Genomic DNA, 22460 nt, shown 5'->3' on the forward strand with positions numbered 1-22460 from the left:
GTTATCCTAATTCTTGGATAATATCCATTATGTTGGATTAGTAAGTAACCATTTATTAGTCTATTTCGTCTATTCTAGCGCCGGATAGGTGAAAGGGCCGACTGGCATGGAATTTGCTTGCTCTCACGTTCATGAGTGATCGCAAGGAAAGCGCTGCGCCCCGTCGTCTCCGTAGCTCATCGGCAATGCCCCCTAGGAATTCATAAGGAGGAATTTTTGAAGAACAAACTGATCGCCATCTTCGCCCTGACCCTCCTTCTCGCTCCCGTCGCCTTCTCCCAATCCCGGGAGACGGGCGCCATCCGCGGCGTCGTGTCCGAAGAATCGGGCGCCCCGCTGCCCGGCGTCAACGTGACGCTCTCGGGCGGCAACCTCATGGGCACCCGGACCTACGTGACCGACGCCAACGGCGAGTACCGCTTCCCCGCCCTGCCGCCCGGCGAATACCAGGTCAAGGCCGAGCTCCAGGGATTCGGGACGGTCATCCGCGAGAAGATCCGTCTGACGACGACGTCCACCCTGGCCGTCGACATCCAGCTGAAGCCGTCGGCCTTGGCCGAAGAGGTCACGGTCATCGGCCAGTCGCCGACGGTCGACGTCAAGTCGACGGAGACCGCGTCCGTCACGCTGTCGAACGAGATCCTGCGGAACATCCCCTACAGCCAGTTCACCTCGGACATCGTCAACATGGCCCCCGGCGTCAACAATGACAGCGCCTACGGCGCCTCGTCCGGGACGGGCGTCGCCTACACGATGGACGGCGTCGGCGTCGGCGACCCCGACGCCGGCTCGGCCTGGGTCTTCCTCGATCACAACATCGTCGAGGAAGCCAAGGTCATGGGCGTCGGCCTGCCGGCCGAGTACGGCAACTTCACCGGCGTCATCTTCAACCTGGTGACCAAGTCCGGCGGCAACGACTTCGCCGGGCACGTCGAGTTCAACCGCCAGATGTCGGGGTCCAAGTTCTGGCAGGCCAACAACAACGCCGCCTACCTCGGGGACTTCCCCGGCCTGACCGCGCCGAGCTCGAACCTCTTCGACATCAACGTCCATCTCGGCGGACCGATCGTCAAGGACAAGCTCTGGTTCTACGTCGGCGGCCAGTACTACCGGACCAAGGACCGCCCGACCGGGTTCCCCGAGGACGTCGACTACAAGCAGCCCCGCGGTTTCATCAAGCTGACGAGCCAGATCACCCCCTCCCTGAACATCAACGTCTCCCTCGAGATGGACAACTACAAGGGCGTCAACCGCGACTCCGCCTCGAATGTCGACGCCGACGCCACGGTCAGCCAGGAATCGCCCGAGAAGGTCGGCAACTTCAGCCTGACCCAGATCTTCAGCCCGACGACCTTCTTCGACCTCAAGGGCGCCTTCTTCCACGGCTATTACTACCTCGAGCCGGAAACGGGCCGCGACACCTACATGCACTTCGACTATGCCGACAACCGGCGCCATGACAGCGCCGGCTACTACTACCTCGCCGACCGGTCGCGCTACCAGGCCAACGCCAGCCTGACCCACTACGTCGAGGATTTCATCGCCGGCTCGCACGATTTCAAGTTCGGCGCCGAGATCGAGCGCTCCTTCGTCCGCAGCCGCTACGGCTATACCGGCACCGGCGGCGCCCTCGGCAACGCCGTCGAGTACTACGACTACACGGACTACGTATACGCCGGCGTCTCCAACTACCTCGCCTACCAGTACGGCGGCTACGACAACAACACTCGCTACACCCGCCTCGAGGGCTTCGTCCAGGATTCCTGGCAGGTCACCAAAAGGCTCAACATCAGCCTGGGCCTCCGCCTGAGCCAGTATTGGGGCCAGGTCAAGAACGTCAGCGGCAACGTCTACACGGCCAGCCGCATCTCGCCGCGCCTCGGCTTCACCTTCGACGTGCTCGGCGACAAGACCACCATCTTCAAGGCCCATTACGGCCAGTTCGCCGAGGCCATGAACGCCAGCTACCACGACCACATGAACCCCGCCTCGGCCTACCAGGACAAGGTCAGCTATTACTGGGACTATATTGATGCGAGCTGGGTAGAGTTCGAGCGCGTCGTCCACGAGAACCTCTACTCCATGGATCCGGACATCAAGCACCCGTACATGGAGCAGATCACGTTCGGCCTCGAGCGCGAGCTGTTCAAGGACGCGTCCCTGAGCGTCACCTACATCCATCGCAACTGGAAGAACACGATCGGTCCGGTCGACCGCGCCGCCGACTATACGGAGTACGCGGTCACGGTCCCGGGCTACGGCAACTACACGATCTACCAGCGGACCGCCGAGACTGTCAGCACCTTCAACTACCTGATCACGAATTACAAGGCCGGCGACAACTGGATCCTGGCCGATCCGTACCGCAAGTACGACGGCCTCGAGATCCTCTTCAACAAGCGCTTTTCCAACCGCTGGCAGCTGGTCGCCTCCTACGTCCTGTCGAAGACCCACGGCACGATCGACAACGGCCAGGCCGACGACATCAACTACGGCGGCGGCACCAATGATCCGAACTTCTACATCAACGCCGACGGCCACGCGACCTACGACCCGACGCACATGATCAAGGTCCAGGCTTCGTACCTCATCCCGGTCATCGACCTGAGCGTCAACGCCTACTTCCGCGGCATCACCGGGAACGCCTGGACGGCCCGCTACCGCACCGCGCGCCTGAACCAGGGCCGGGTCACCTTCTTCCTCGAGCCGCGCGGCAGCGAGCACTATCCCATGGACACGGAATTGGACATCCGGCTCGAGAAGATCTTCACCATCGCCAAGAAGTACCGCCTTGGCGTGCTGTTCGACGTCTTCAACGTCTTCAACGCCGACGCGGTCACGTCCTGGGGGACGCGCGTCGATTACGACTGGTACACCGACGGCACGTATCCCTCGACGAGCGGGCACGAGCTCTACGGCATCGTCAATCCCCGCCAGGCCCGCATCGGCGTCCGTCTCATCTTCTAAGGCTCCATCTCTCCGCGCACGCCCGAGCCCCGGAAGGCCTTCCTTCCGGGGCTCTTTTTTTTCGGGCCGCCGCCGTTACCGGCGGCCGGCCTTTTTTGGTAAGATAGACGGCGATGACCGAACGGATGAAGGCGAAGAAGAAGAGGCCGCTTTGGCCCGCCGCGGCGGTCCTGCTGGCCGGGGCCGGTCTGGCGGCCTTTTTCCTGCTGCGCCCGCGGGCCGCGGATTTCGCCGGGCTGCGGGACGGCAGGGACTTCAGCGTCATCCTGATCACGGTGGACACCCTGCGGGCCGACAAGGTCGGCTGCTACGGCAATCCCGGCGTCCGGACGCCGGCGATCGACGGCTTCGCCGCCCGGGGCGTCCGCTTCGCCGGCTGCATCTCCCAGACGCCCCTGACCCTGCCGTCCCACACGACCATCATGACCGGCACCCTGCCGCCCTATCACGGCGTCCGCGACAACGGCGGTTTCGTCGTCCCCTCGGAGCTCGAGACCATGGCCGAGGCGTTCAAGCGGAAGGGCTACGACACCGCGGCCTTCGTCGCCGCCTATGTCGTCGATTCCAAGTGGGGCCTGAACCAGGGCTTCGACACCTACTTCGACAAGTTCGACTTGAGCCGCTTCGAGCGCATCTCGCTTGGCGAGGTCCAGCGGCCGGCCAACGAGGTCCTGGACGAGGCCCTGGGCTGGCTCGACAAGAAGAAGGACGGCAAGTTCTTCGCCTGGATCCACCTCTACGACCCGCACACGCCCTACGAGCCGCCCGAGCCGTTCAAGTCCGAATACGGCCAGAACCCTTACCTCGGTGAGATCGCCTTCGCCGACAGCCAGCTGGCCCGCCTGAACGATTTCATCGACCGGGCGGGGCTGCGGGACCGCCTTTTCCTCGTCCTGGCCGGCGACCACGGCGAGAGCCTGGGCGAGCACCGGGAGAGCAGCCACGGCTTCTTCCTATACCAGGGCGCATTGCACGTCCCGCTCATCGTCGTCACGCCGTTCAAGCCCCTCCAGGGTGTCGTCGCCAACGGGACGGTCGGCCTGGTCGACGTCATGCCGACGATCTGCGACATGGCCGGCCTGCCCGTGCCAGCGGCGGTCCAGGGCCGGAGCCTGGTCCCCGATCTCTTCCGCCCCGGCGCCGCGGCCGGCCGCCTGGCCTATTCGGAGACCTATTACCCCCGCTATCACTACGGCTGGTCCGAGCTCCGGAGCGTCCAGGACGGCCGGTACAAACTCATCCTGGCCCCGGTGCCCGAGCTCTACGATCTCGAGGCCGACCCGCGCGAACAGAAGAACCTCGTCTACATCGAGAAGAGGGTCTACGAAGACCTCTCGGCCAGGGCCAGGGCCATGATGGCCGAGGCCGGCCGGAACGGCCTGGAGGTCGATCTCAAGAAGGTCGACGAGGAGACCCGGGAGAAGCTGGCCGCCCTCGGCTACATCGGCTCGTTCACCGACTCGTCGAAGCTCCAGGGCCGGAAGCTGGCCGACCCCAAGGACAAGATCGGCATCTTCAACGAGCTGTCCCGGGCCCGCGAGGACGGCCTGGCCGGCGATCCCGACCGTGCCATCGCGGCCATCCGGGCCATCATCGCCGAGGACCCGGCCATCGGCGACGCCCATTTCGGCCTGGGCAACGTACTCTTCAAGGCCCGGCGCTTCCCCGAGGCCCTGGAGGCCTTCTCCAAGGCCCTTGACCTCAAGCCCGACGACTCGTTCGCCGCCATCAACGTGGCCAACTGCTATCAGGCCATGGGCCGCTACGACGAGGCCGAGAAGTTCGTCCTCGACTACGTCGCCCGCGGCTTCGAGGACTCCCAGCTCTACTTCCTGCTCGGCAACATCAAGGTCCACCACGGCCAGCCTGACAAGGCCATCCCCTATTTCGAGAAGTGCCTGGCGGTCAACCCGATGTCGGCCTCGGCCTACAACGCGCTGGGGGCGGTCTACCTCACGCTCGACGGCCCGGGCGACCTGGAGCGGGCCGACCGGGCCTTCGCCTCCGCCGCGGCCATCAACCCGGCCTTGACCAGCCTGCGTTACAACACGGCCCAGGTCCGCGAGAAGCAGGGCCGGCTGGAGGAGGCCGCCGCCCTCTACGGCCAGGAGATCCAGGACACGCCCAAGAGCTACAAGGCCCTCTACAACCTGTCCCGGGTCTATCGCCAGATGGGCCGGGAGGAAGAGGAGCTCCGGACGCTGCGGCGGACGATGGAGGTCGAGCCGGATTTCCCGCTGGCCTATTTCCACGCCGCCCGCATCCTGCTCCGGCGCGGCGGGGATTACCACGAGGCCATCGCCCTGGCCCTGAAGGGCATCGAGCTGCGGCCGGCCCCGGCCGAGCTGCCGCTCGGCTACTTCCTCCTGGCGGATCTCTACAACCGCGTCGGCGACGACGCCCGTTCGGCGGAGAACGCCAGAAAAGGACAGGCGGCCGCGGCCGCCGCGGCCAGCCGGAAGTAAGGCCTGATCAGATCTGGAACTTCCGCTCGATGGCGGCCTTGCTGCCGTCGGTCGCGTTGGTGACGAGGGCGCTCAGCGTATAGGGGCCGGGCTTGAGCGGAGCGCTGGCCTCGACGGTGAAATCCCCGGCCAGGACCTCCTTCAGGCGGCTCTCCGGGATATCGAGGGGATAGCTCTTGGTGAAGGCCCAGGCTTCCCGGCCTTCGGTGTCGGAGACCTTCATCACGACCTCGAGGGTCGTCCGGAGTGACTGCCCCCCGGACTTCATCCAGATGCTTTTGTAAGGAACGGTCAGCACGAACCGGGCCGTCTCCTTGTCGGCGACCTGGATCGAGACCTCGAGCCCGGCGATGCTAGACGCGTAACGAACGCCGCCCGCCTGGGGCAGCCCTTCGCGCGGCAGGTTGAACTCCCGCTGGGCCTGGGTGATCACGGCGATCTGCCCGGCGCTGTCCGGGGAGATCTTGTAGTCGTCGTTCCAGTACTCGTCGATGAAGACGATGGCGACCATGCCGTACCACCAGATCTCGGTGGGCAGGCCGTAGAACGTGACGCCACGCGGATAGGTGATGCGGGTGTCCGGGGGCCCGAGCGTGATGTAGACCCGGCCGCGGTCCTGGAGCCAGCCCGGGGCGCCGCCGCCGGAGAAGAGCCTGTTGGACCGCTCGATCCGGTTGTAGTACTCGATCTTGTACTCGTTCTCGGGGCTGACGGGGGTCGGGTCCCGCCGCTTCCAGAAGTCCTCGATGAACGGCTCCCGGGCCTCGGGAGCCAGGGCCAGGAAGGCCCGGCGCTCCTCCGGCGTGATCGTGTAGCGGACCTTGGAGATGAAATCCCGGCTCTTGGGATCGAGCTGCTTCAGGGCGCCCGACGAAGCGCAAGCGCCGGCAAGCAGCATCGTCCCCAGGGCCAGGGCCCAAACCCTGACTGAGACGGACATCAGTCCTCCTTGATCTTGCCCTGGATGTCGGCCAGCTTCTTGGCGAGCTCGGGCTGCGACGGGTTGAGCTCGAGCGACTTCTTCCAGGCCGTGATGGCCCCGGCCAAGTCGCCGGTCTTGACATAACAGTCGCCGATCGCGTTGAGTACGTTGAGGTTCGTCCCGGAGTAGGTCAGGTAATCCTTATAAAAAGCGGCGGCCTCCGCGTAGCGGCCGAGGGCCTGGGCGCTCTCGCCGAGGTACTGGGCGAACTCGAAGTTCTTCCTGTCCCGGTAGAACGGCAGGGCCACGGAGTGGAGACCGTCGTAATCCTTGGCTTCGTAAAGAACGCGGCAGAGGTCGAGGGCGTAGGCCGCTGACCCCGGCGCCCGCCGCGAGGCCTCTTCGAGGAGCGGCCGGGCCTTGGCCAGGTCGCCCTTCTGGAAATACTGCATGCCGCGGATGTCGGCATAGGAGGGGTCGCCGGCGGCGGGCAGCGGCGCGTACATGATCCAGGCGCGCGGCAGGGCCGTGTTGGCCGTGACGTAGAACGCCGCCTTGGACGTCAGGACGGCTGTCCTGGACGCGTCGAGCAGCTCGACCTGGGCCGTGTAGTAGTCCGGCGGGAAATTCGCCAGCGGGAAGTCCTCGAAGACCCGGAAGGGGTCGCCCGCGCCGGCCAGGGACTTGCTGATGGCAGCCACGACCTGGTCGTTCCGGACCATCGTGATGGACAGGCTGCCGCCGGCCTTCAGCGCTTCGGTCAGGCCGCCGAGCTCGCAGAACAGGGTCAGCGTGTTCTGGACCGTGAAATCGTTGCGGGGGGAGGCGACGAGCTGGGTCTCCCCGACCGTGAAGGGCTTGATCTGTCCGGCAAAGGCAAGATTGCGGACGACCCGGTTGGCCAGGAGGGGCGCGCTCAGGGTCAGGGTCCGGGCCGGCGGGATATTGACGGCCGCCTCGACCGAGGTGAATTCCTTGGAGACCGTGTTCTTCCAGAGCAGGCTGATCTTGTAATCGCCCTCGATGAGCGGGAAGGAATCCTGGAGTGAGACCTTGCGGTCCCTGACCTTGGCGAACTGCTCTTCGTTGAGCTCCAGCGGGATCTTGCGGTCGAACTGGTAGACGGTCTTGCCGTTAGCGTCGGAGACGATGCCGTTGACGTCGAAGACCGTCCGGTAGAGGCCCTCGATGCGCTCGATGCTGAGACGGGACGGCTCGATGAGGTAGTGGACGAAGGCCCGGCCGGCGGCGTCCCGGGCGACCTGGACCATGGCGTCGTTCTCGATGTAATTGGCCGTGTACTCGACCTCGACGATGTCCTTGTACTTGAGGAGCTTCTCGGCGTAGGAGTCCTTGACGCTCTCGTAGCCCATCCGGGGGATCTTCTGGCTGATCAGGATGTCGGAGGCCGGGGTGGGGTTCATGCCCTGGACGTACTCGCCGGGGATGAGGGACATCGACAGGTCGGCCAGGACCGCGTTGCGCTGCCGCAGCTCGCCCCAGGCCTGGAGGTAGTTGGTCATGTCGCCGTTGTAGAAGGGCATGAGCTTCTGGGGCCCGTCCCGGACCGGGGAGTAGAGGATATAGTCGCCGCCGCCGTCCTTCTTGAAGAACACGACGTAGAAGGAGTTGGGCATCCCGCCGCCCATCTGCCCCTGGTAGAACCAGACGATCATCGGGTAGACGTCGGTTTCGTTCTCGTAGCGCTCGATCGTCTTCGGCTCGCCCAGCGTGATATAGACCCGGCCCATGTCGGACCGCCAGCCGCCGGCCTTGAGGCCGCGGCCGAACCACAAGTTGGAGTACTGGATGCGGCGGTAGTGCTCGTCCTTGAACTTGTTCTCGGGCGTCGACGGGTCCTCGTCCCGGGCCTTCCAGAAGGCCGTGATGAACATATCCCGCTCCCGGTCGTTGGCCAGCCGGAGGAAGACGGACTTTTCCTTGGGCGAGATGATGTAGGGGACTTCCTCTTCGATCCAGGAGCGGAAGCGCTCGGGCAGGTCCCTGACGGCGGCCTTCTGCGCTGCTGCGGGAAGCGCGGCCAGAGTCAAAGCGCCAAGAAGAGCGACGGTTCGAAGCTTCATGGAGGGTCCTTTCGAGCCCGAGGCACGGCAATTCAGTTTACCGCGTTTGCGGCGGTTTTTCAACTTGCATTCGCCCGCCGCATCTCCTACACTGGACCCTCCATCATGAGATTCCTAGCCGATCTCCATATCCATTCGAAGTACTCGCGCGCCACGGCCAAGGACATGGTCCTCGAGACCCTGGCGCCCTGGGCCAAGGTTAAGGGCATCTCCCTGCTGGCCACCGGCGATTTCACCCATCCGGAGTGGCTGTTCCTGATGAAGGAGCGGCTCGAGCCAATGGGCAACGGCTTCCTGCGGCTCAAGAACGGGACGACGGCCCTGGACGCTCCGCCGTTCAGGGGCCTGCCGGCCCTGTCCAGGCCGGTCGCCTTCATCCTGTCCTCGGAGCTGAGCTTCATCTATTCGAAGGGCGGCAAGGTCCGCAAGGTCCACGTCATGCTCCTGGCCCCCGACTTCGAATCCGTCGAGCGGGTCAACCGGCGCCTCCAGGCGGTCGGCAACCTGGCCTCGGACGGCCGGCCGATCCTGGGCCTGGACGTGCGCCTCTTCTGCCGGATGGTGGCCGAGGCCGCGCCGCGGGCCGTGGTCATCCCCTCGCACATCTGGACGCCCTGGTTCTCGCTCTTCGGGGCCAACTCCGGCTTCGACTCGATCGAGGAGTGCTTCGAGGAGATGACGCCCTCGATCTTCGCCCTGGAGACGGGCCTGTCGTCGGACCCGCCGATGAACCGGCGGCTGTCCGCGCTCGACCGCTACGCCCTCGTCTCCAACTCCGACGCCCATTCGCCCGCGAAGATCGGGCGCGAGGCCAACGCCTTCGACACCGAGTTCAGCTTCCGCGGCCTCATGGACGCCCTGCGGGCCAACGACCCGGCCCGCTTCCTCTACACCGTCGAGTTCTTCCCCGAGGAGGGCAAGTACCATTACGACGGCCACCGCAAGTGCGGCGTCGTTTCGTCGCCGCGCGAGAGCCTCAAGACGAACGACGTCTGCCCGAAGTGCGGCAAGAAGCTGACGATCGGCGTCCTGCACCGCGTCGAGGAGCTGGCCGACCGCGAGTCCGGGGCCGAGCGGCCCGGCCCCGTCCCCTTCAAGAACCTCGTCCCGCTCAACGAGGTCATCGCCGAGGCCCTGGGCAAGACGCCCGAGTGCCAGGGCGTCTGGGACCTCTACTTCCGGTTCATCCGCGAGTTCGGGGACGAGCACGCCATCCTGACCGAGGTCCCGACGTCCGAGCTGGCCCGGATCTCCCCCGAGAAGGTGGCCGAGGGGATCGACCGCATGCGCCGGGGCCAGGTCTCCATCGCCCCCGGCCACGACGGCGAGTATGGCCGGATCAGCCTCTTCGGCGAGGGCCCGTCGCCCGACGCCTGCTCCCCCCAGCTGTCCCTCTTCTGAGCCGGCCGGCGATTTGACAAAGCCCAGACCGGCACTTATATTGGAGTCGGTACAGGCGGGCCATGGAAATCGAAATGAAGGTCAAGGGTCTCGTCGTGGACCCGATATCCAAGATGCCGATCGTCGTGCTTGAGAACCCCCGCAACGAGCAGATCCTGCCCATCTGGATCGGCGTCTTCGAAGCCAACGCCATCGCCCTGACGATCGAGAACGTGCCGACGCCCCGGCCCATGACCCACGACCTGCTGAAGAGCTTCCTGGAGAAGCTCGGCATCTCCATCGAGAAGATCGTCGTCAACGACGTCCGGAACAACACTTTCTTCGCCCTCATCCACTGCCGCCGGGCCGAGGAGGCCATCGTCATCGATTCGCGTCCTTCCGACGCCATCGCCCTGGCCCTGCGGATGAGCTCGCCGATCTTCGTTGAGGAACAGGTGGTCAAGAAGGCCAACGGCCTGAGGTTCGACGAGAAGGTCGAATCCTCCGAGAAGCTGCGGAAATGGCTCGAAACCCTGCAGCCGGAGGATTTCGGCAAGTACAAGATGTAATAGGGCTCAGGTCCGAAGCCGCAGCAGCCCCGCTATCCCTCCCAGCCCGAAGAGAAGGTTGGCTCCCCAGGCCCCGAGGAACGGGCTGAGGAGGCCCGCGGCGCCGAGGCTGCGGAAAACGGCGAAGGTCCCCCAATAGGCAATGGCGATGGCCAGGCTGAGGCCGACGCCCGCCAGCGTCCCCTTGCGGCCCAGGCGAAAGCCGAAGGGGACGGCCAGCAGGGCCATGATCAGGCTGACGAACGGCAGGGCGATCTTCTCGGCCAGGGCCGCCCGCAGCCGGACGGCGGGAAAGCCCATGGCCCGGACGTCGGCCGCATAGCGCCGCAGCTGGCCGTAGGTCATCTCCAGCCGCTCCTGCCAGGGCGCCCCCCGGAAGGCGGGCCGATCGTCGGCCGCGTCGACGCGCCCGGCCGCCGACCGCAGGAAAGCCGGGCCCGGGGCCGCGGCATAGTCCCTGGTCCAGCCGTCCCGGTACGCCAGCTGATCTCCCTCGAACGCGGCTTTCTCGGCGTAGGTGCGGCGGGCGAGGCTCCAGCGCCGGGTGTCGATATCGAAGACGGAGAGCCGTCCGAACGTCGACGAGCCGGGCTCGAAATAATCGAAATGGTAGATCCGGCCGAGGTGTGCGCCGACGACCCAATGGCGGTTGACGTAGCCGGAGAGCCGGGAGGGTTGGCCGTGCAGCTCGTTCCAGGCGGCTTCGGCTCTCTGATGCGCGGCGGGCACGACGCGCTCCTGGATGAGGAAGCCCAGGAGGCCGGCGGCCGCGGCCAGGAGAACGATCGGCAGGACGGTCCGGTAGACGCTGACGCCGCACGCTTTCAAGGCCGTGGCTTCGTTCGTTCGGGCCAGGAGGCCGAGGGCGAGGAGCGCCGCCGTCAGAACTGCCGCCGGCAGGAGGAAGGCCAGGAACTCGGGCAGCCTGTACAGGACGAAACGGGCCAGGAGCCCGACCGGAGCGCCGGCGCGGAGAGCCTCTTCCAGGTTTTCGAAGAACATGAACAGGAAAGCGGCGGCGGCCAGGGCCGCGAGGACGAAGGCCAGGACGCCCAGGAAGCGCCTCGAGACGTAGCGGTCGAGGAGGCCCGGGAGACGGGGGGATGCGGCCGGGGAGCGGTCCCGGCCGGCGGGCGCCGGTCTCGCCGCAGGAGCGGTCCGGGCCGAAGCGACGGGCCGGGACTCGGGCCGCGGCGGCCTGCGGAATATCGCCGGGACCCGGCGCTTGGAGGCCAGGACAAGCCCCGCCCCGGCCGCGGCCAGGATGATGTCCGGGCCCCACATGCCCAGCGCGGCGGACAGGCGGCCGTCCATGGCCGCCGTTTCGCCGGCCGTGAGCAGGACGTAATAGAGAATGATGATGACCAGGGCCAGCGAGAAGCCGCCGATGCGCCCGGTCCGGCCGGTCATGGCCCCGAGCGGCAGGCCGAGAAGGGCGAAGACGAGGCAGGCCGCCGGCAGGGCGAGCTTTTTGTGGATCTCGATCCGGTGGGCCCGGAGCTGCCGCGGCTGGGGCCGGCCCGCGCGGGACTCGGCCTCGAGGGACCGCAGATCGCGGACGAGCTCGCCGATGTCCTTCTCCCGGACCCTCTTTTCGACGGTCAGGGAGGGGATGATCCCGGCGACATCGATCTCCTCCTCCAGGCGGTCGAAGGTGGTCACGGCGTCCTCGCCGGGCGAGGCCGGCGTCCCGGAATAGGCGATGCCGTCGGCGAGCTCCAGGACGGCCCGCCGCTCGTCCGGGAACAGGCGGAGCCTGCCCGAGCGGGCCATGATCAGGCGGGGATGCGAGGCATCCCGGTTCAGGGAGGCGAAAACGCCGGTCCAGGCCCCGTCCCGGCCGACCTCTCGGACAAGAAAGACCAGTCCCGGGAACGTTTCGTTGAACTCGAGAGGCTCGACCTTCAGGCGGACGCGGCCGAGGACCGAGGCGGTCATGTCCCGGACCCAGGCGTCGTTGGCCCGGGGGGCCCAATAGAGGGCGAGCGGCAGGGTCAGCAGGAAGCCGCACAGGCCGAAGGCAACGAGGGGACGGGCCAGGCGGCGGGCCCCGACCCCGGCGGCGGCCAGGGCGACGATCTCCGAGTCGGCCGAGAGCCGGGCCAGCCCGCCGAGGATGCCCATCAGGACGGCCATCGGCAGGGCGAAGACGAGCATGGACGGAACGAGAAGCGCCAGCAGCCGGAGCGCCTGAAGGGCCGGGACGCCCTTGTCGATGAACAGGTCGGCCGCGAGCAGGACCTGGTTCATCAGCAGGACGAAGGTGACGAGCAGGAGGCCGACGAGGAAGGGCGGAACGACCTCGCGCAGAACGTAGCGATCGACGAGCCGGGCCATCGCGTCGCCTATGATATGGCGGCAGCCGCTGCGCGGTCAAACCCAAAAAAAAGCCCCGGGCGGCAGGCCGCCCGGGGCTGGCGATTCGCTGTCGCGCGGGGCGCGACCTATCAATACATGTCGCCGGGAGGGGTCGGATACGCGGGCTTCTTGTCCTCTTCGGGCAGCTCGGCGATCAGGCCCTCGGTGGTCAGCAGCAGGCCGGCGATGGAGGAGGCATTCTGGAGCGCGATCCGGACGACCTTGGTCGGGTCGAGGATGCCGCCCTTGATCATGTCCTCGTACGTCTCGGACAGGGCGTTGAAGCCCATGTCCTGCTTCATCTCTTTGACCTTCTCGACGACCACGGAGCCTTCGAATCCGGCGTTGGCCGCGATCTGGCGCATGGGCTCTTCGATGGCCCTCTTGACGATGTTGGCGCCGATCTTCTCGTCGCCTTCGAGCTCGAGCTTTTCGAGCGCCTTCTGGGCGCGGATCAGGGCCACGCCGCCGCCGGGCACGATGCCCTCCTCGACGGCCGCCTTGGTGGCGTGCATGGCGTCCTCGACCCGGGCCTTCTTCTCCTTGAGCTCGGTCTCGGTGGCCGCGCCGACCTTGATCAGGGCCACGCCGCCGACCATCTTGGCCAGCCGCTCCTGGAGCTTCTCCCGGTCGTAGTCGGAAGTCGTGTCCTCGATCTGAACACGGATCTGCTTGATCCGGGCCTGGACGGCGCCCGGCTTGCCCGTGCCCTCGACGATGGTCGTATTGTCCTTGTCGATGACGACCTTCTTCGCTTCGCCGAGCCAATCGGCGCCGACCTTCTCCAACTTGACGCCGATCTCCTCGGTGATGACCTGGCCGCCGGTCAGGACGGCGATGTCCTCCAGCATGGCCTTGCGGCGGTCGCCGAAGCCCGGGGCCTTGACGGCGCAGCACTGGAAGGTGCCCTTGAGCTTGTTGACGACCAGGGTGGCCAGGGCCTCGCCCTCGACCTCCTCGGCCACGACGAGCAGGGACCGGCCCATGCGGGCGACGTTCTCGAGCAGGGGCAGGAAGTCCTTGAGGTTGCTGATCTTCTTCTCATGGAGGAGGATCAGAGGCTTCTCGAGGACGCATTCCATCCGCTCGGGATCGGTCACGAAGTAGGGCGACAGGTAGCCCCGGTCGAACTGCATGCCCTCGACCGTCTCCATCGTGGTCTCGAGGCCCTTGGCCTCCTCGACCGTGATGACGCCGTCCTTGCCGACCTTGTCCATGGCCTCGGCGATGATCTTGCCGATCGACGGATCGTTGTTGGCCGAGATGGCGCCGACCTGGGCGATCATCTCGCCGCTGACCTCGCGGCTCATCTTCTTGAGCTCGCCGATGATCGATTCGACGGCCTTGTCGACGCCCTTCTTGATCACCGTCGGGTTGGAGCCGGCCGTGACGTAGCGCAGGCCCTCGCCGTAGATGGCCTGGGCCAGGACCGTGGCGGTCGTCGTGCCGTCGCCGGCGACGTCGGACGTCTTGGACGCGACTTCCTTGACCAGCTGGGCGCCCATGTTCTCCCAGGGGTCCTTGAGCTCGACTTCCTTGGCGACGGTCACGCCGTCCTTGGTGCTCGTCGGGGAGCCGAACTTCTTGTCGAGGACGATGTTCTTGCCGCGGGGGCCGAGCGTCGCCTTGACGACATTGCTGAGAACGTTGACGCCCTTGAGCAGGGCATGACGGGCATCGTCTCCGGAAAGGATCTGTTTAGCCATGATATCTCCTTACTTCTCGATGATCGCGAGGATCTCTTCTTCGCGGACGATGACGAGTTCGACGCCGTCGACCGTCACTTCGGTGCCGCTGTACTTGCCGATGAGGACATGGTCGCCCTTCTTGACCGCGAGGGCGATCGTCTTGCCGTCATCGTTGATCCGCCCCTTGCCGGCCTCGATGATCTCGGCTTCCTGGGGCTTTTCCTTGGCCGTGTCCGGGATGATGATCCCGCCTCTCTTGACTTCCTGTTCCTCCATTCTCTTGAGGAGCACTCTGTCGTACAGAGGGTGAACTTTCATGAAAACCTCCTGTGGTATACCTGAGATTTAGCAGTCAGAAAATCTGAGTGCTAATAATATATATAGTCGATGGATTTGTCAAGAGGAGGAACAAACAAATGTTGGCAGTCGCCGGCTTAGACTGCTAATATTTCTTTTTGATCTTCAGTAGCTTGGCCCGGTTATGGAGGGTGTTGCGGTGGACGCCGAGGGCCTGGGCCATCTTGGTCTGGTTGCCCTGATGCTTCCGGTCGGCCTGTTCGTAGAAGATCTTCTCGAACTCGCGCAGGGCGTCCTTGAGGCTGATCTCCTTGTCGACCATATCCTTGACCAGGATCTCCATGCGCTGATGGAAGTTCAATTCGCTAGATTTCTTGTCCATGTTTCCCTCCGCTTTCGCGGATCCGCTTGTATGACTCGTCGAACCGCTGCCGCAGGTCCTTGGGGACCGTGTGGACCACGGCCCGGGCCACGCCGAGGCAGGCCGGGGCGAGAACGGATGTCTCGACCGCCGGCTTGGCCATCTCGAACGAGACCAGGGCGAAGACGACGATGCCGCAGACGAGAACCGCGCTGATGACCCCGAAAACGGCCCCGAAGAGCCGGTTGGCGAAGGCCAGGGGGCCGACCATGGCCTTCGTCAGCAGATGGCCCAGGATCGTGCCTGCGACGAGGACGAGGACGAAGATCAGCAGGAAGGCCAGGAAGTTGCAGACCGCCCGGTTCTTGACGAAGCCCCTGAAGATCCCGGAGGCCTGGGCGTAGTAGATGACCGCCAGGATCAGGCCGGCGATGACCGCGACCAGGCCGATGACCTGCTTGACGAATCCCTTGAAGATGCCGTAGATGGCCGTCAGGACGACGATGGCCAGGATGACGTAGTCGAGCCAGTTCATGCCGCCCCTCCCCGTCTCGCCCGCAGCTTCTCGACCATGCCGTAGTCCCCTTCCCGCAGGGCGCCGAAGACGACATGGGGCTTGATCCGGCCGTGGAAATCCGAGCCGGCCGTGGCCACCAGGTCGAGCTCCGCGGCCATGTCGCGGTAAAAGGCCGTCTGTTCGGCCGTGTGGTAGAAGGTATAGACCTCCATCCCCAGCAGGCCGTGATCTTTGAGCGTCCGGGCGTCCCCGGGCGTCGTGCGCTGGAAGTAGGCCCCGGGGTGGGACAGCACGGGCGCCCCGCCCGTGGCCGGGGCCGCGGCCAGCACGTCGAGCAGGGCCACGAACCTCTTGGGCACGAAGGCCGGCTTCCCTTCGGCGAAATATTCCTTGTAGAACATGTACGGCGCGTAGCCGCGGTTCTCTTCCTTATAAAAAAGCGCCAGGGCCGGGTGCTTCCGGTTCTCCGGGTTCTCGAGCAGGATCTGGGCGATCTTGACCCCGAGCGGCGGCGCGCCGTTGGACTTGGCCCGGACCTCGTCGAGCGTCAGGGCGAAGCCCAGGGCCCGGACCTTCTCGATCCGCTCGGCGGTCTCGGCCAGGCGGCATTCCGTCTGGCCGGCGATGATCCCGGCCAGGGCCGGGCTCGTCCAATCGACGAAGGGCAGCAGGCAATGGAACTCGCGGCCGCCGAAGAGGGTCGTCAGCTCGATGCCGGGAATGACCTCGACGCCGGCCCGGCGCCCCAGCTCCACGGCTTCGGGATAGGCGGCCACGGTGTCGTGGTCGGCGATCGAGATGGCGCGCAGGCCGAGGTTCCCGGCGAACCCGACGAGCTCGGCCGGCGAGAAGTCCCCGTCGCTGCTCTTGTTCGAGTGGACGTGGAAATCGACCCGTCCGCTCATGCGAGGTCGTCGAGGCCGGTCAGGACCTTGTAGATTTCCAGGTACTTCTGGGAGGTCTTGGCGATGATGTCCGCGGGCAGCTCGGGCGGCGGGCTGTTCTTGTCCCAGTTGGTCGTCTCGAGGTAGTCGCGGACGAACTGCTTGTCGAAGCTCGGCTGGGGCCGGCCGGGCTCGTACTGGGCCAGGGGCCAGAAGCGCGAGGAGTCGGGCGTGAAGATCTCGTCGATGAGGACGAGATCGTCGCCGTCCAGGCCGAACTCGAACTTCGTGTCGGCGATGATGATGCCCTTGGAGACGGCGTACAGGGCCGCCTTCTGGTAGAGCTCGAGGCTGGTCTTGCGGATCTTGCCGGCCAGCTCGGCGCCGATCTCCCTCTCGACGTCCTTGAAGGAGATGTTGACGTCATGGCCCTTCTCGGCCTTGGTCGAGGGCGTGAAGATGGGCTCGACGATCTGGTCAGATTCCCGGAGGCCCTTGGGCAGCCTGATGCCGCAGACCTTGCCCGTGGCCTTGTACTCCTTCCAGCCGGAGCCGGACAGGTAGCCGCGGACGACGCACTCGACGGGCACGACCCTGGTCTTCTTGACCAGCATGGACCGCTTGGCCAGGACGCCGGCGAAGGGGGCCAGGACCGGGGGAAAGTCCCTGGTTTCGGTCGCGATGAGGTGGTTGGGGATGACCAGCCCGACGAAATCGAACCAGAATTTCGACAGCTGCGTCAGGACCTTGCCCTTGTACGTGATGAGCGAGGGCAGGACCCAGTCGAAGGCGGAGATGCGGTCCGTGGCGACGATCAGGAGCTTGTCCTCGACCTCGAAAACGTTGCGGACCTTGCCCTTGCGGAAGAGAGGCAGACCGGGAAGCTCGATGTCGCCGATGGGTTGTTCCATGACCGTCTCCTTTGGGACCCGTCAAGGATAGCCAAATCGTTTTTAAAAAGCAAATGCCAACGGCGGCCCCGCCAGGGTCACGAACGGCCGCGGCGTGACCTCGGGGATCGGCCCCTTCTTCCGCGGCCTGCGGCGGGCCTTCAAGCGCGCCCCTTGCGACATTGAACGCTTTTAGAAAACGAGGACTGAACAGCGTAACAAGAACAGCGGAAAGGGGGCCCACCCTTGCTAAGGGGTCAGGCCGATGAAGTTGACCATCCGGCGCCGGTCGGCGGGAAAGCGGCGGTAGGACAGGAGACGCGGCTCGCAATGGGTGCAGACGGCCCCCGGGCTGAAGATGTTCTCTTTCCTGACCCCCAGCCCGGCGAGGAGCCAGATGTTCGCGGCCCGCAGATCGAGAAGGTATTTCGCCTTCAGCTCCGGGACATGGACGCCGGGGGCGTCCCCCCGCTTGACCAGGACGGTCTCCGGGAAGCCGGCCCCCAGGAAAACCTCCCGCACCTCGGGCCCGATCTCGTAGCAGGCCGCGCCGATGCAGGGGCCCAGGGCCGCCCGCAGGCCCTCCGGCTTCGAGCCGTAGGCCTCGCCCATGGCCCGCACGGCCTTTTCCAGGATGCGCCCGGCCGTGCCGCGCCAGCCGCAGTGGACCGCGGCCACGGCCCGGCGGGCTTCGTCGACCAGAAGCGCGGGCAGGCAGTCGGCCGTGCGGATGACCAGGACGAGCCCCGGGACGTTCGTCATCAGGGCGTCGCCGTCGAGCGCCCCGGAGGGCGCGGCGTCGATCCGGTGGACGATGTCCGAGTGGAGCTGACGCATGATGACCGGGCGCAGGCCCCGGGAGGCCGCGAAGGCCAGGAAGTCCGCCTCGCTCCAGCGGGCCTCGCCGAAGCCGTGGACGAGTCCGGGGACGGACGCGAGCCGCGGCTCGCTGAGAAAAGGGCGTCTGTCCTCGGTCACGGCACAAGTATTAGCAGAAAGTCCCGGCGCGCTCAAGGCAGGCGCGGGAGGCCCGGTCCCCCGCTTGTCATCCGGCGCCCGTCCTCGTATGATGAGGGCATCATGCCCGCCAAGGAAGAAACCATGTCCATCCTGGCCGTCACCGGTCTTGTCCTCGGTTTAGCCGCAGCGGCGTTCGCCGCCGCGGCCCCGGGTCCGGCCCCTGCGGCCCGCCCTCGCGCCCGGGAATTCGGCCTGATCATCGGGGTCCTTCCGCCCGGACCCCTGAACGCCATCACCGACGTGGCCGGGGTCAAGATCGGCCAAGTCACGATCGTCGAAGGCCGGGACGTGCGGACGGGCGTCACGGTCATCCTGCCGCACGGCGGGAACGTCTTCCAGGACAAGGTCCCGGCCGCGATCTCGGTCGGCAACGGCTACGGCAAGCTCGCCGGAGTGACCCAGGTCCGGGAGCTGGGCACCCTCGAGTCGCCGATCGTCCTGACCAGCACGCTGAGCGTGCCGGCCGCGGCCGACGCCGTCATCGACTGGACGCTCGGCCTCCCCGGCAACGAGAAGGTCGGGTCGGTCAACCCGGTCGTGGGCGAGACCAACGACGGCTGGCTCAGCGACATCCGCGGCCGGCACGTCACCAAGGCCCGCGTCCTCGAGGCCATCCGGGCCGCCGCGGACGGGCCGGTCGCCGAAGGGGCGGTCGGCGCCGGCACGGGGACGACGTGCTTCGGCTACAAGGGCGGCATCGGCACGTCCTCCCGGCGCCTGCCCGCGGACCGGGGCGGTTACACGGTCGGCGTGCTCGTCCAGACGAACTTCGGCGGCGTCCTGACCCTGCGCGGCGTGCCCTTCGACCGCCAGGCCGCCGGCGCCCCGGCCGCGGCGCCGCGGTCCAACCCGTCGGGCGACGGATCCTGCATGATCGTCGTGGCCACCGACGCCCCGCTCGACGCCCGCAATCTCGAGCGCCTGGCCAAGCGCGCGCTGCTCGGCATCGCCCGCACCGGCGGCTACTTCTCGAACGGCAGCGGCGATTACGCCATCGCCTTCTCTGCCGCCGAAAGCGTCCGCGTCCCCAACGCCTCGACCTCGCCGACCCGGACGGTCACCCTGCTCCGGGACGACGCGATGTCCCCGCTCTTCCAGGCCGCGGCCGAAGCGGCCGAAGAAGCCATCTGGAATTCCCTGTTCAAGGCCGTCCGGACCGAGGGCAAGGACGGGCGCGTCGCCGAGGCCCTGCCGCTCGACCGGGTCCGGGAGCTCGTCAGGTGAGCCCGAAGAGGCTGCGGACGATCGGCGTCCTCGGCGGCATGGGCCCGGAAGCGGGGGCCTCGTTCTTCGAGCGGATCATTCGCGAAACGGCGGCCGGCCGGGACCAGGACCACGCGCCGGTCGTCCTCTACAGCGTGCCCCAGGTCCCGGACAGGACCCGGGCCATCCTCCAAGGCGGCCCCAGCCCGGTCCCGGCGCTGCGCCGCGGCCTGGGCGCCCTGCGGGCGGCCGGGGCCGATTTCGCCGTCATCCCCTGCGTCACGGCCCATCATTTCTTCGCCCGGATCGTCTCCGGATCGCCCCTGCCCCTTCTCAGCTTGGTCGACGAGACCGTGGCGGCCGTCCGCCGGATGAACCCGGCGCCGGGGACGATCGGGATCATCGCCACGACCGGGACGGTCCGCTCGGGGGTCCTCGCCCGCGCCTTCGCGGCCGCCGGGATCGAGGTCCTCGTCCCTTCCGGGCGTGAGCAGAAGAAGGTCATGACCGCCATTTACGGGAAAAGGGGGATCAAGGCGGGCGTCACCTCCGGCCCGCCCCGGGAGATCCTGCTCGGGATCGCGGCCGGGCTCATCCGCCGGGGCGCCCGGGCGGTCGTGGCCGGCTGTACCGAGGTCCCCCTGGTCCTGAGGGAGGGCGACCTGTCCGTGCCCCTGATCGACCCCCTGACCATCGGGGCCAGGGCGGCCGTCCGCCGCTCCGGCGCCCGCCTGCGCGGAATTTAGGCCCGGGGGACGCCGCCGGAGGCCGCATGAGCGGCGATCCAGCCGGGCAGGAGCCGGGGCGAGGGGAGCGGCGAGCTGGACGGCGCGAAAGGTCACCGCGGCGGACTGAGGCGAATATCCCGAGGGCGGGTTGACTTTTCAGGGGGAATCGGGTATAAATCGGCGGTACTTTCCCCAGTGAGGAGGTGAAAGTTTTTGGCTTTTGTACAGCTTGACGAAGGTGAGAATCTCGAGTCCGCGCTGCGCCGGTTCAAGAGGAAGGTCCAGCAGGAAGCGATCATCAAGGAGATCAAGAAGCACTCGGTCTACTTCAAGCCCGGCGAGAAGCGCCGCATGAAGGAGGCCCAGGCGCGCAAGCGGATGAGACGGCGCATCAAGAGAGAGCGCGACGTCGAGTATTAAGAACTTTCATCTCTTCCCGGCCATTCCTCGCCCCGCCCGAGACCGCATCCGAGCCAGCATCGAAGGGCCGGGTCTTTATGAGAGGGGGAGTGACGGCGACTCAAAAACCCGCCTGGCTGAAGGTCCCGCTCCCGTCGCACGGTGAATACTTCCGTGTCGCGGAGATCCTGAAGTCCGGGCGTCTGCACACGATCTGCCAGAGCGCCCGCTGCCCGAACATCGGCGAGTGCTGGGAGCGGCGGACGGCCACGTTCCTCATCCTGGGCGACACCTGCACCCGCAACTGCGGCTTCTGCGCCGTGACCAAGGGGACGCCTCTGCCGCCCGACCCGGAGGAGCCGGCCCGCGTCGCCGCGGCCGCGGCGGCGCTCGGCCTGGCCCACGTGGTCATCACCTCGGTGACCCGCGACGACCTCCCCGACGGCGGGGCTGGCCATTTCGCGGCCGTGATCGGGGCCGTCCGCGGCCAGAGCCCGGCTACCCGGATCGAGGCCCTGATCCCCGACTTCGGGGGGGAGGCCGACGCGCTGGAGATCGTCCTGTCCGCCCGGCCGGACGTCCTCAACCACAACCTGGAGACGACCGAGACTCTCTATCCGGCCATCCGCCGCCCCCGCGAGAACTACCGCCGCTCGCTCGGCGTGCTGGCCGCGGCCAAGGCCAGGGGCGCCCTGACGAAATCGGGCCTCATGATCGGGTTGGGAGAGGACGAGGCGGACATCTTAAAGGCCTTCGCCGACCTGCGTCAGGCCGGCTGCGACTTGCTGACCGTGGGGCAGTACCTGCAGCCGACGGCGGCCCATCCCCCGGTCGCCAGGTACTACACGCCCGGGGAGTTCGAAGCTTTCGCGGCGGACGCCCGCCGGGCCGGGTTCCTGGAGGTCGTGTCCGGACCGCTCGTCCGGAGCTCCTACGAGGCCGGCCGGCTGTACGAAGCGGTCCGCGCCAAGGACGAGGGAACATGCGCTACCTGATCTTCACCGACATCCACGGCAACATGGAGGCCTTTCACGCCGTCCTCAAGGCCGTCCAGAAGAAGCGGATCGATCACTACATCTGCCTCGGCGACCTCGTCGGCTACGGCGCCTCCCCCAACGAGGTCATCCAGAAGATCCTGACCCTCAAGCCGCTGTCGATCATCCGCGGCAACCACGACAAGGCCGTCTCCGGCCTCGACTCCGTCCAGACCTTCAACCCCATCGCCGCCTCGGCCATCTTCTGGACGAAGAAGACGATCGCCCGCAAGCATCTCGATTTCCTGGTCCGGCTGAAGCAGAGCCCCGAGGTCGTCCAGGATTCGATCACGATCTGCCACGGGGCGCCTTTCGACGAGGATTACTACATCTTCGGCGAGTTCGACGCGGCCGAGGCCTTCTCCTATGTCCAGACCCCGGTCTGCTTCTTCGGCCACACCCACTTCCCCTTCGTCTACACCGAGAAGGACGGCAACGTCGAGGGCACGTTCCTCGAGGGCAACGCCAACGAGATCAAGCTCGAGAAGGGCGTCCGCTACCTCATCAACCCCGGGTCGGTCGGCCAGCCGCGCGACCGCAACCCCCGGGCCGCGTTCGCCGTCTACGATTCCGAGGCCCGAACGGTCAAGTTCGGCCGCGTCGAGTACGACATCGAAGAGGCCAAACGGAAGATCATCGAGGAAAAGCTGCCGCCGGCCCTGGCCGAGCGCCTCAGCCTGGGCATCTGAATTCC

The 22460-nt window shown here is 66.5% G+C and carries 19 protein-coding genes; 9 read left to right on the forward strand and 10 right to left on the reverse strand.

All coding sequences use genetic code 11. From position 1 onward, the window contains the following. Nucleotides 1-216 precede the first annotated feature (216 nt). Both ABFD52_11590 and ABFD52_11595 read left to right on the forward strand, forming a co-directional pair. Nucleotides 217-2967, forward strand: coding sequence for a carboxypeptidase regulatory-like domain-containing protein (locus ABFD52_11590; protein ID MEN6561408.1), 2751 nt, complete (start codon nt 217-219; stop codon nt 2965-2967). 113 nt (nt 2968-3080) lie between these two features. Then, the gene (locus ABFD52_11595; GenBank protein MEN6561409.1) at nt 3081-5432 is read left to right on the forward strand and encodes a sulfatase-like hydrolase/transferase; all 2352 of its coding nucleotides are present in this window, start codon (nt 3081-3083) and stop codon (nt 5430-5432) included. A gap of 7 nt (nt 5433-5439) precedes the next feature. Here the strand turns inward: ABFD52_11595 and ABFD52_11600 are convergent, their stop codons facing one another. Both ABFD52_11600 and ABFD52_11605 read right to left on the reverse strand, forming a co-directional pair. Then, the gene (locus ABFD52_11600) at nt 5440-6372 is read right to left on the reverse strand and encodes a GWxTD domain-containing protein (GenBank protein ID MEN6561410.1); all 933 of its coding nucleotides are present in this window, start codon (nt 6370-6372) and stop codon (nt 5440-5442) included. Next, on the reverse strand, nt 6372-8438 hold the full coding sequence (locus tag ABFD52_11605) for a GWxTD domain-containing protein (protein MEN6561411.1): 2067 nt from the start codon (nt 8436-8438) through the stop codon (nt 6372-6374). Before ABFD52_11605 ends, ABFD52_11600 begins: the two co-directional genes overlap by 1 nt. A 105-nt stretch (nt 8439-8543) precedes the next feature. On the opposite strand from ABFD52_11605, the gene ABFD52_11610 reads away from it, so the two are divergent. Both ABFD52_11610 and ABFD52_11615 read left to right on the forward strand, forming a co-directional pair. Then, nucleotides 8544-9839, forward strand: a complete 1296-nt coding sequence (locus tag ABFD52_11610; protein ID MEN6561412.1) for an endonuclease Q family protein — start codon at nt 8544-8546, stop codon at nt 9837-9839. Nucleotides 9840-9901: 62 nt separating this feature from the next. Continuing rightward, nucleotides 9902-10387, forward strand: a complete 486-nt coding sequence (locus ABFD52_11615; protein MEN6561413.1) for a bifunctional nuclease family protein — start codon at nt 9902-9904, stop codon at nt 10385-10387. A 6-nt stretch (nt 10388-10393) separates the two neighbouring features. Here the strand turns inward: ABFD52_11615 and ABFD52_11620 are convergent, their stop codons facing one another. From ABFD52_11620 to pgeF, 8 genes are all read right to left on the reverse strand, one after another. Beyond that, on the reverse strand, nt 10394-12724 hold the full coding sequence (locus ABFD52_11620; protein MEN6561414.1) for an LptF/LptG family permease: 2331 nt from the start codon (nt 12722-12724) through the stop codon (nt 10394-10396). A 110-nt stretch (nt 12725-12834) separates the two neighbouring features. Continuing rightward, entirely contained in the window at nt 12835-14454 is a 1620-nt protein-coding gene (groL, locus tag ABFD52_11625; protein ID MEN6561415.1) for a chaperonin GroEL, read from the reverse strand. A 6-nt stretch (nt 14455-14460) separates the two neighbouring features. Beyond that, nucleotides 14461-14751: a co-chaperone GroES gene (locus ABFD52_11630; protein ID MEN6561416.1), complete on the reverse strand. Its 291-nt coding sequence runs from the start codon at nt 14749-14751 to the stop codon at nt 14461-14463. Nucleotides 14752-14875: 124 nt separating this feature from the next. Beyond that, a complete protein-coding gene (locus ABFD52_11635) occupies nt 14876-15112 on the reverse strand; it encodes a helix-turn-helix domain-containing protein (protein MEN6561417.1) in 237 nt (78 codons plus the stop codon). After that, a complete protein-coding gene (locus ABFD52_11640) occupies nt 15096-15626 on the reverse strand; it encodes a CvpA family protein (GenBank protein MEN6561418.1) in 531 nt (176 codons plus the stop codon). Before ABFD52_11640 ends, ABFD52_11635 begins: the two co-directional genes overlap by 17 nt. Beyond that, a complete protein-coding gene (locus ABFD52_11645; protein ID MEN6561419.1) occupies nt 15623-16513 on the reverse strand; it encodes a PHP domain-containing protein in 891 nt (296 codons plus the stop codon). Before ABFD52_11645 ends, ABFD52_11640 begins: the two co-directional genes overlap by 4 nt. Beyond that, nucleotides 16510-17403 (reverse strand): phosphoribosylaminoimidazolesuccinocarboxamide synthase, encoded by an 894-nt coding sequence (locus tag ABFD52_11650; protein ID MEN6561420.1) that lies wholly within the window; start codon nt 17401-17403, stop codon nt 16510-16512. Before ABFD52_11650 ends, ABFD52_11645 begins: the two co-directional genes overlap by 4 nt. Before the next feature lie 228 nt (nt 17404-17631). After that, nucleotides 17632-18360, reverse strand: a complete 729-nt coding sequence (gene pgeF, locus ABFD52_11655; GenBank protein MEN6561421.1) for a peptidoglycan editing factor PgeF — start codon at nt 18358-18360, stop codon at nt 17632-17634. 102 nt (nt 18361-18462) lie between these two features. On the opposite strand from pgeF, the gene ABFD52_11660 reads away from it, so the two are divergent. From ABFD52_11660 to ABFD52_11680, 5 genes are all read left to right on the forward strand, one after another. Further along, the gene (locus tag ABFD52_11660; protein MEN6561422.1) at nt 18463-19626 is read left to right on the forward strand and encodes a P1 family peptidase; all 1164 of its coding nucleotides are present in this window, start codon (nt 18463-18465) and stop codon (nt 19624-19626) included. Continuing rightward, entirely contained in the window at nt 19623-20351 is a 729-nt protein-coding gene (locus ABFD52_11665; protein MEN6561423.1) for an amino acid racemase, read from the forward strand. Before ABFD52_11660 ends, ABFD52_11665 begins: the two co-directional genes overlap by 4 nt. Nucleotides 20352-20546: 195 nt before the next feature. Continuing rightward, complete coding sequence (rpsU, locus tag ABFD52_11670; protein MEN6561424.1) at nt 20547-20753, forward strand: 30S ribosomal protein S21; 207 nt, start codon at nt 20547-20549, stop codon at nt 20751-20753. A gap of 89 nt (nt 20754-20842) precedes the next feature. Further along, on the forward strand, nt 20843-21727 hold the full coding sequence (lipA, locus tag ABFD52_11675) for a lipoyl synthase (GenBank protein MEN6561425.1): 885 nt from the start codon (nt 20843-20845) through the stop codon (nt 21725-21727). Beyond that, nucleotides 21715-22455: a metallophosphoesterase family protein gene (locus ABFD52_11680; protein ID MEN6561426.1), complete on the forward strand. Its 741-nt coding sequence runs from the start codon at nt 21715-21717 to the stop codon at nt 22453-22455. The genes lipA and ABFD52_11680 overlap by 13 nt, the downstream gene beginning before the upstream one ends. Nucleotides 22456-22460: the final 5 nt, after the last annotated feature.

Source organism: Acidobacteriota bacterium, assembly GCA_039683095.1.
GTDB lineage: Bacteria > Acidobacteriota > Aminicenantia > Aminicenantales > Saccharicenantaceae > RBG-16-66-30.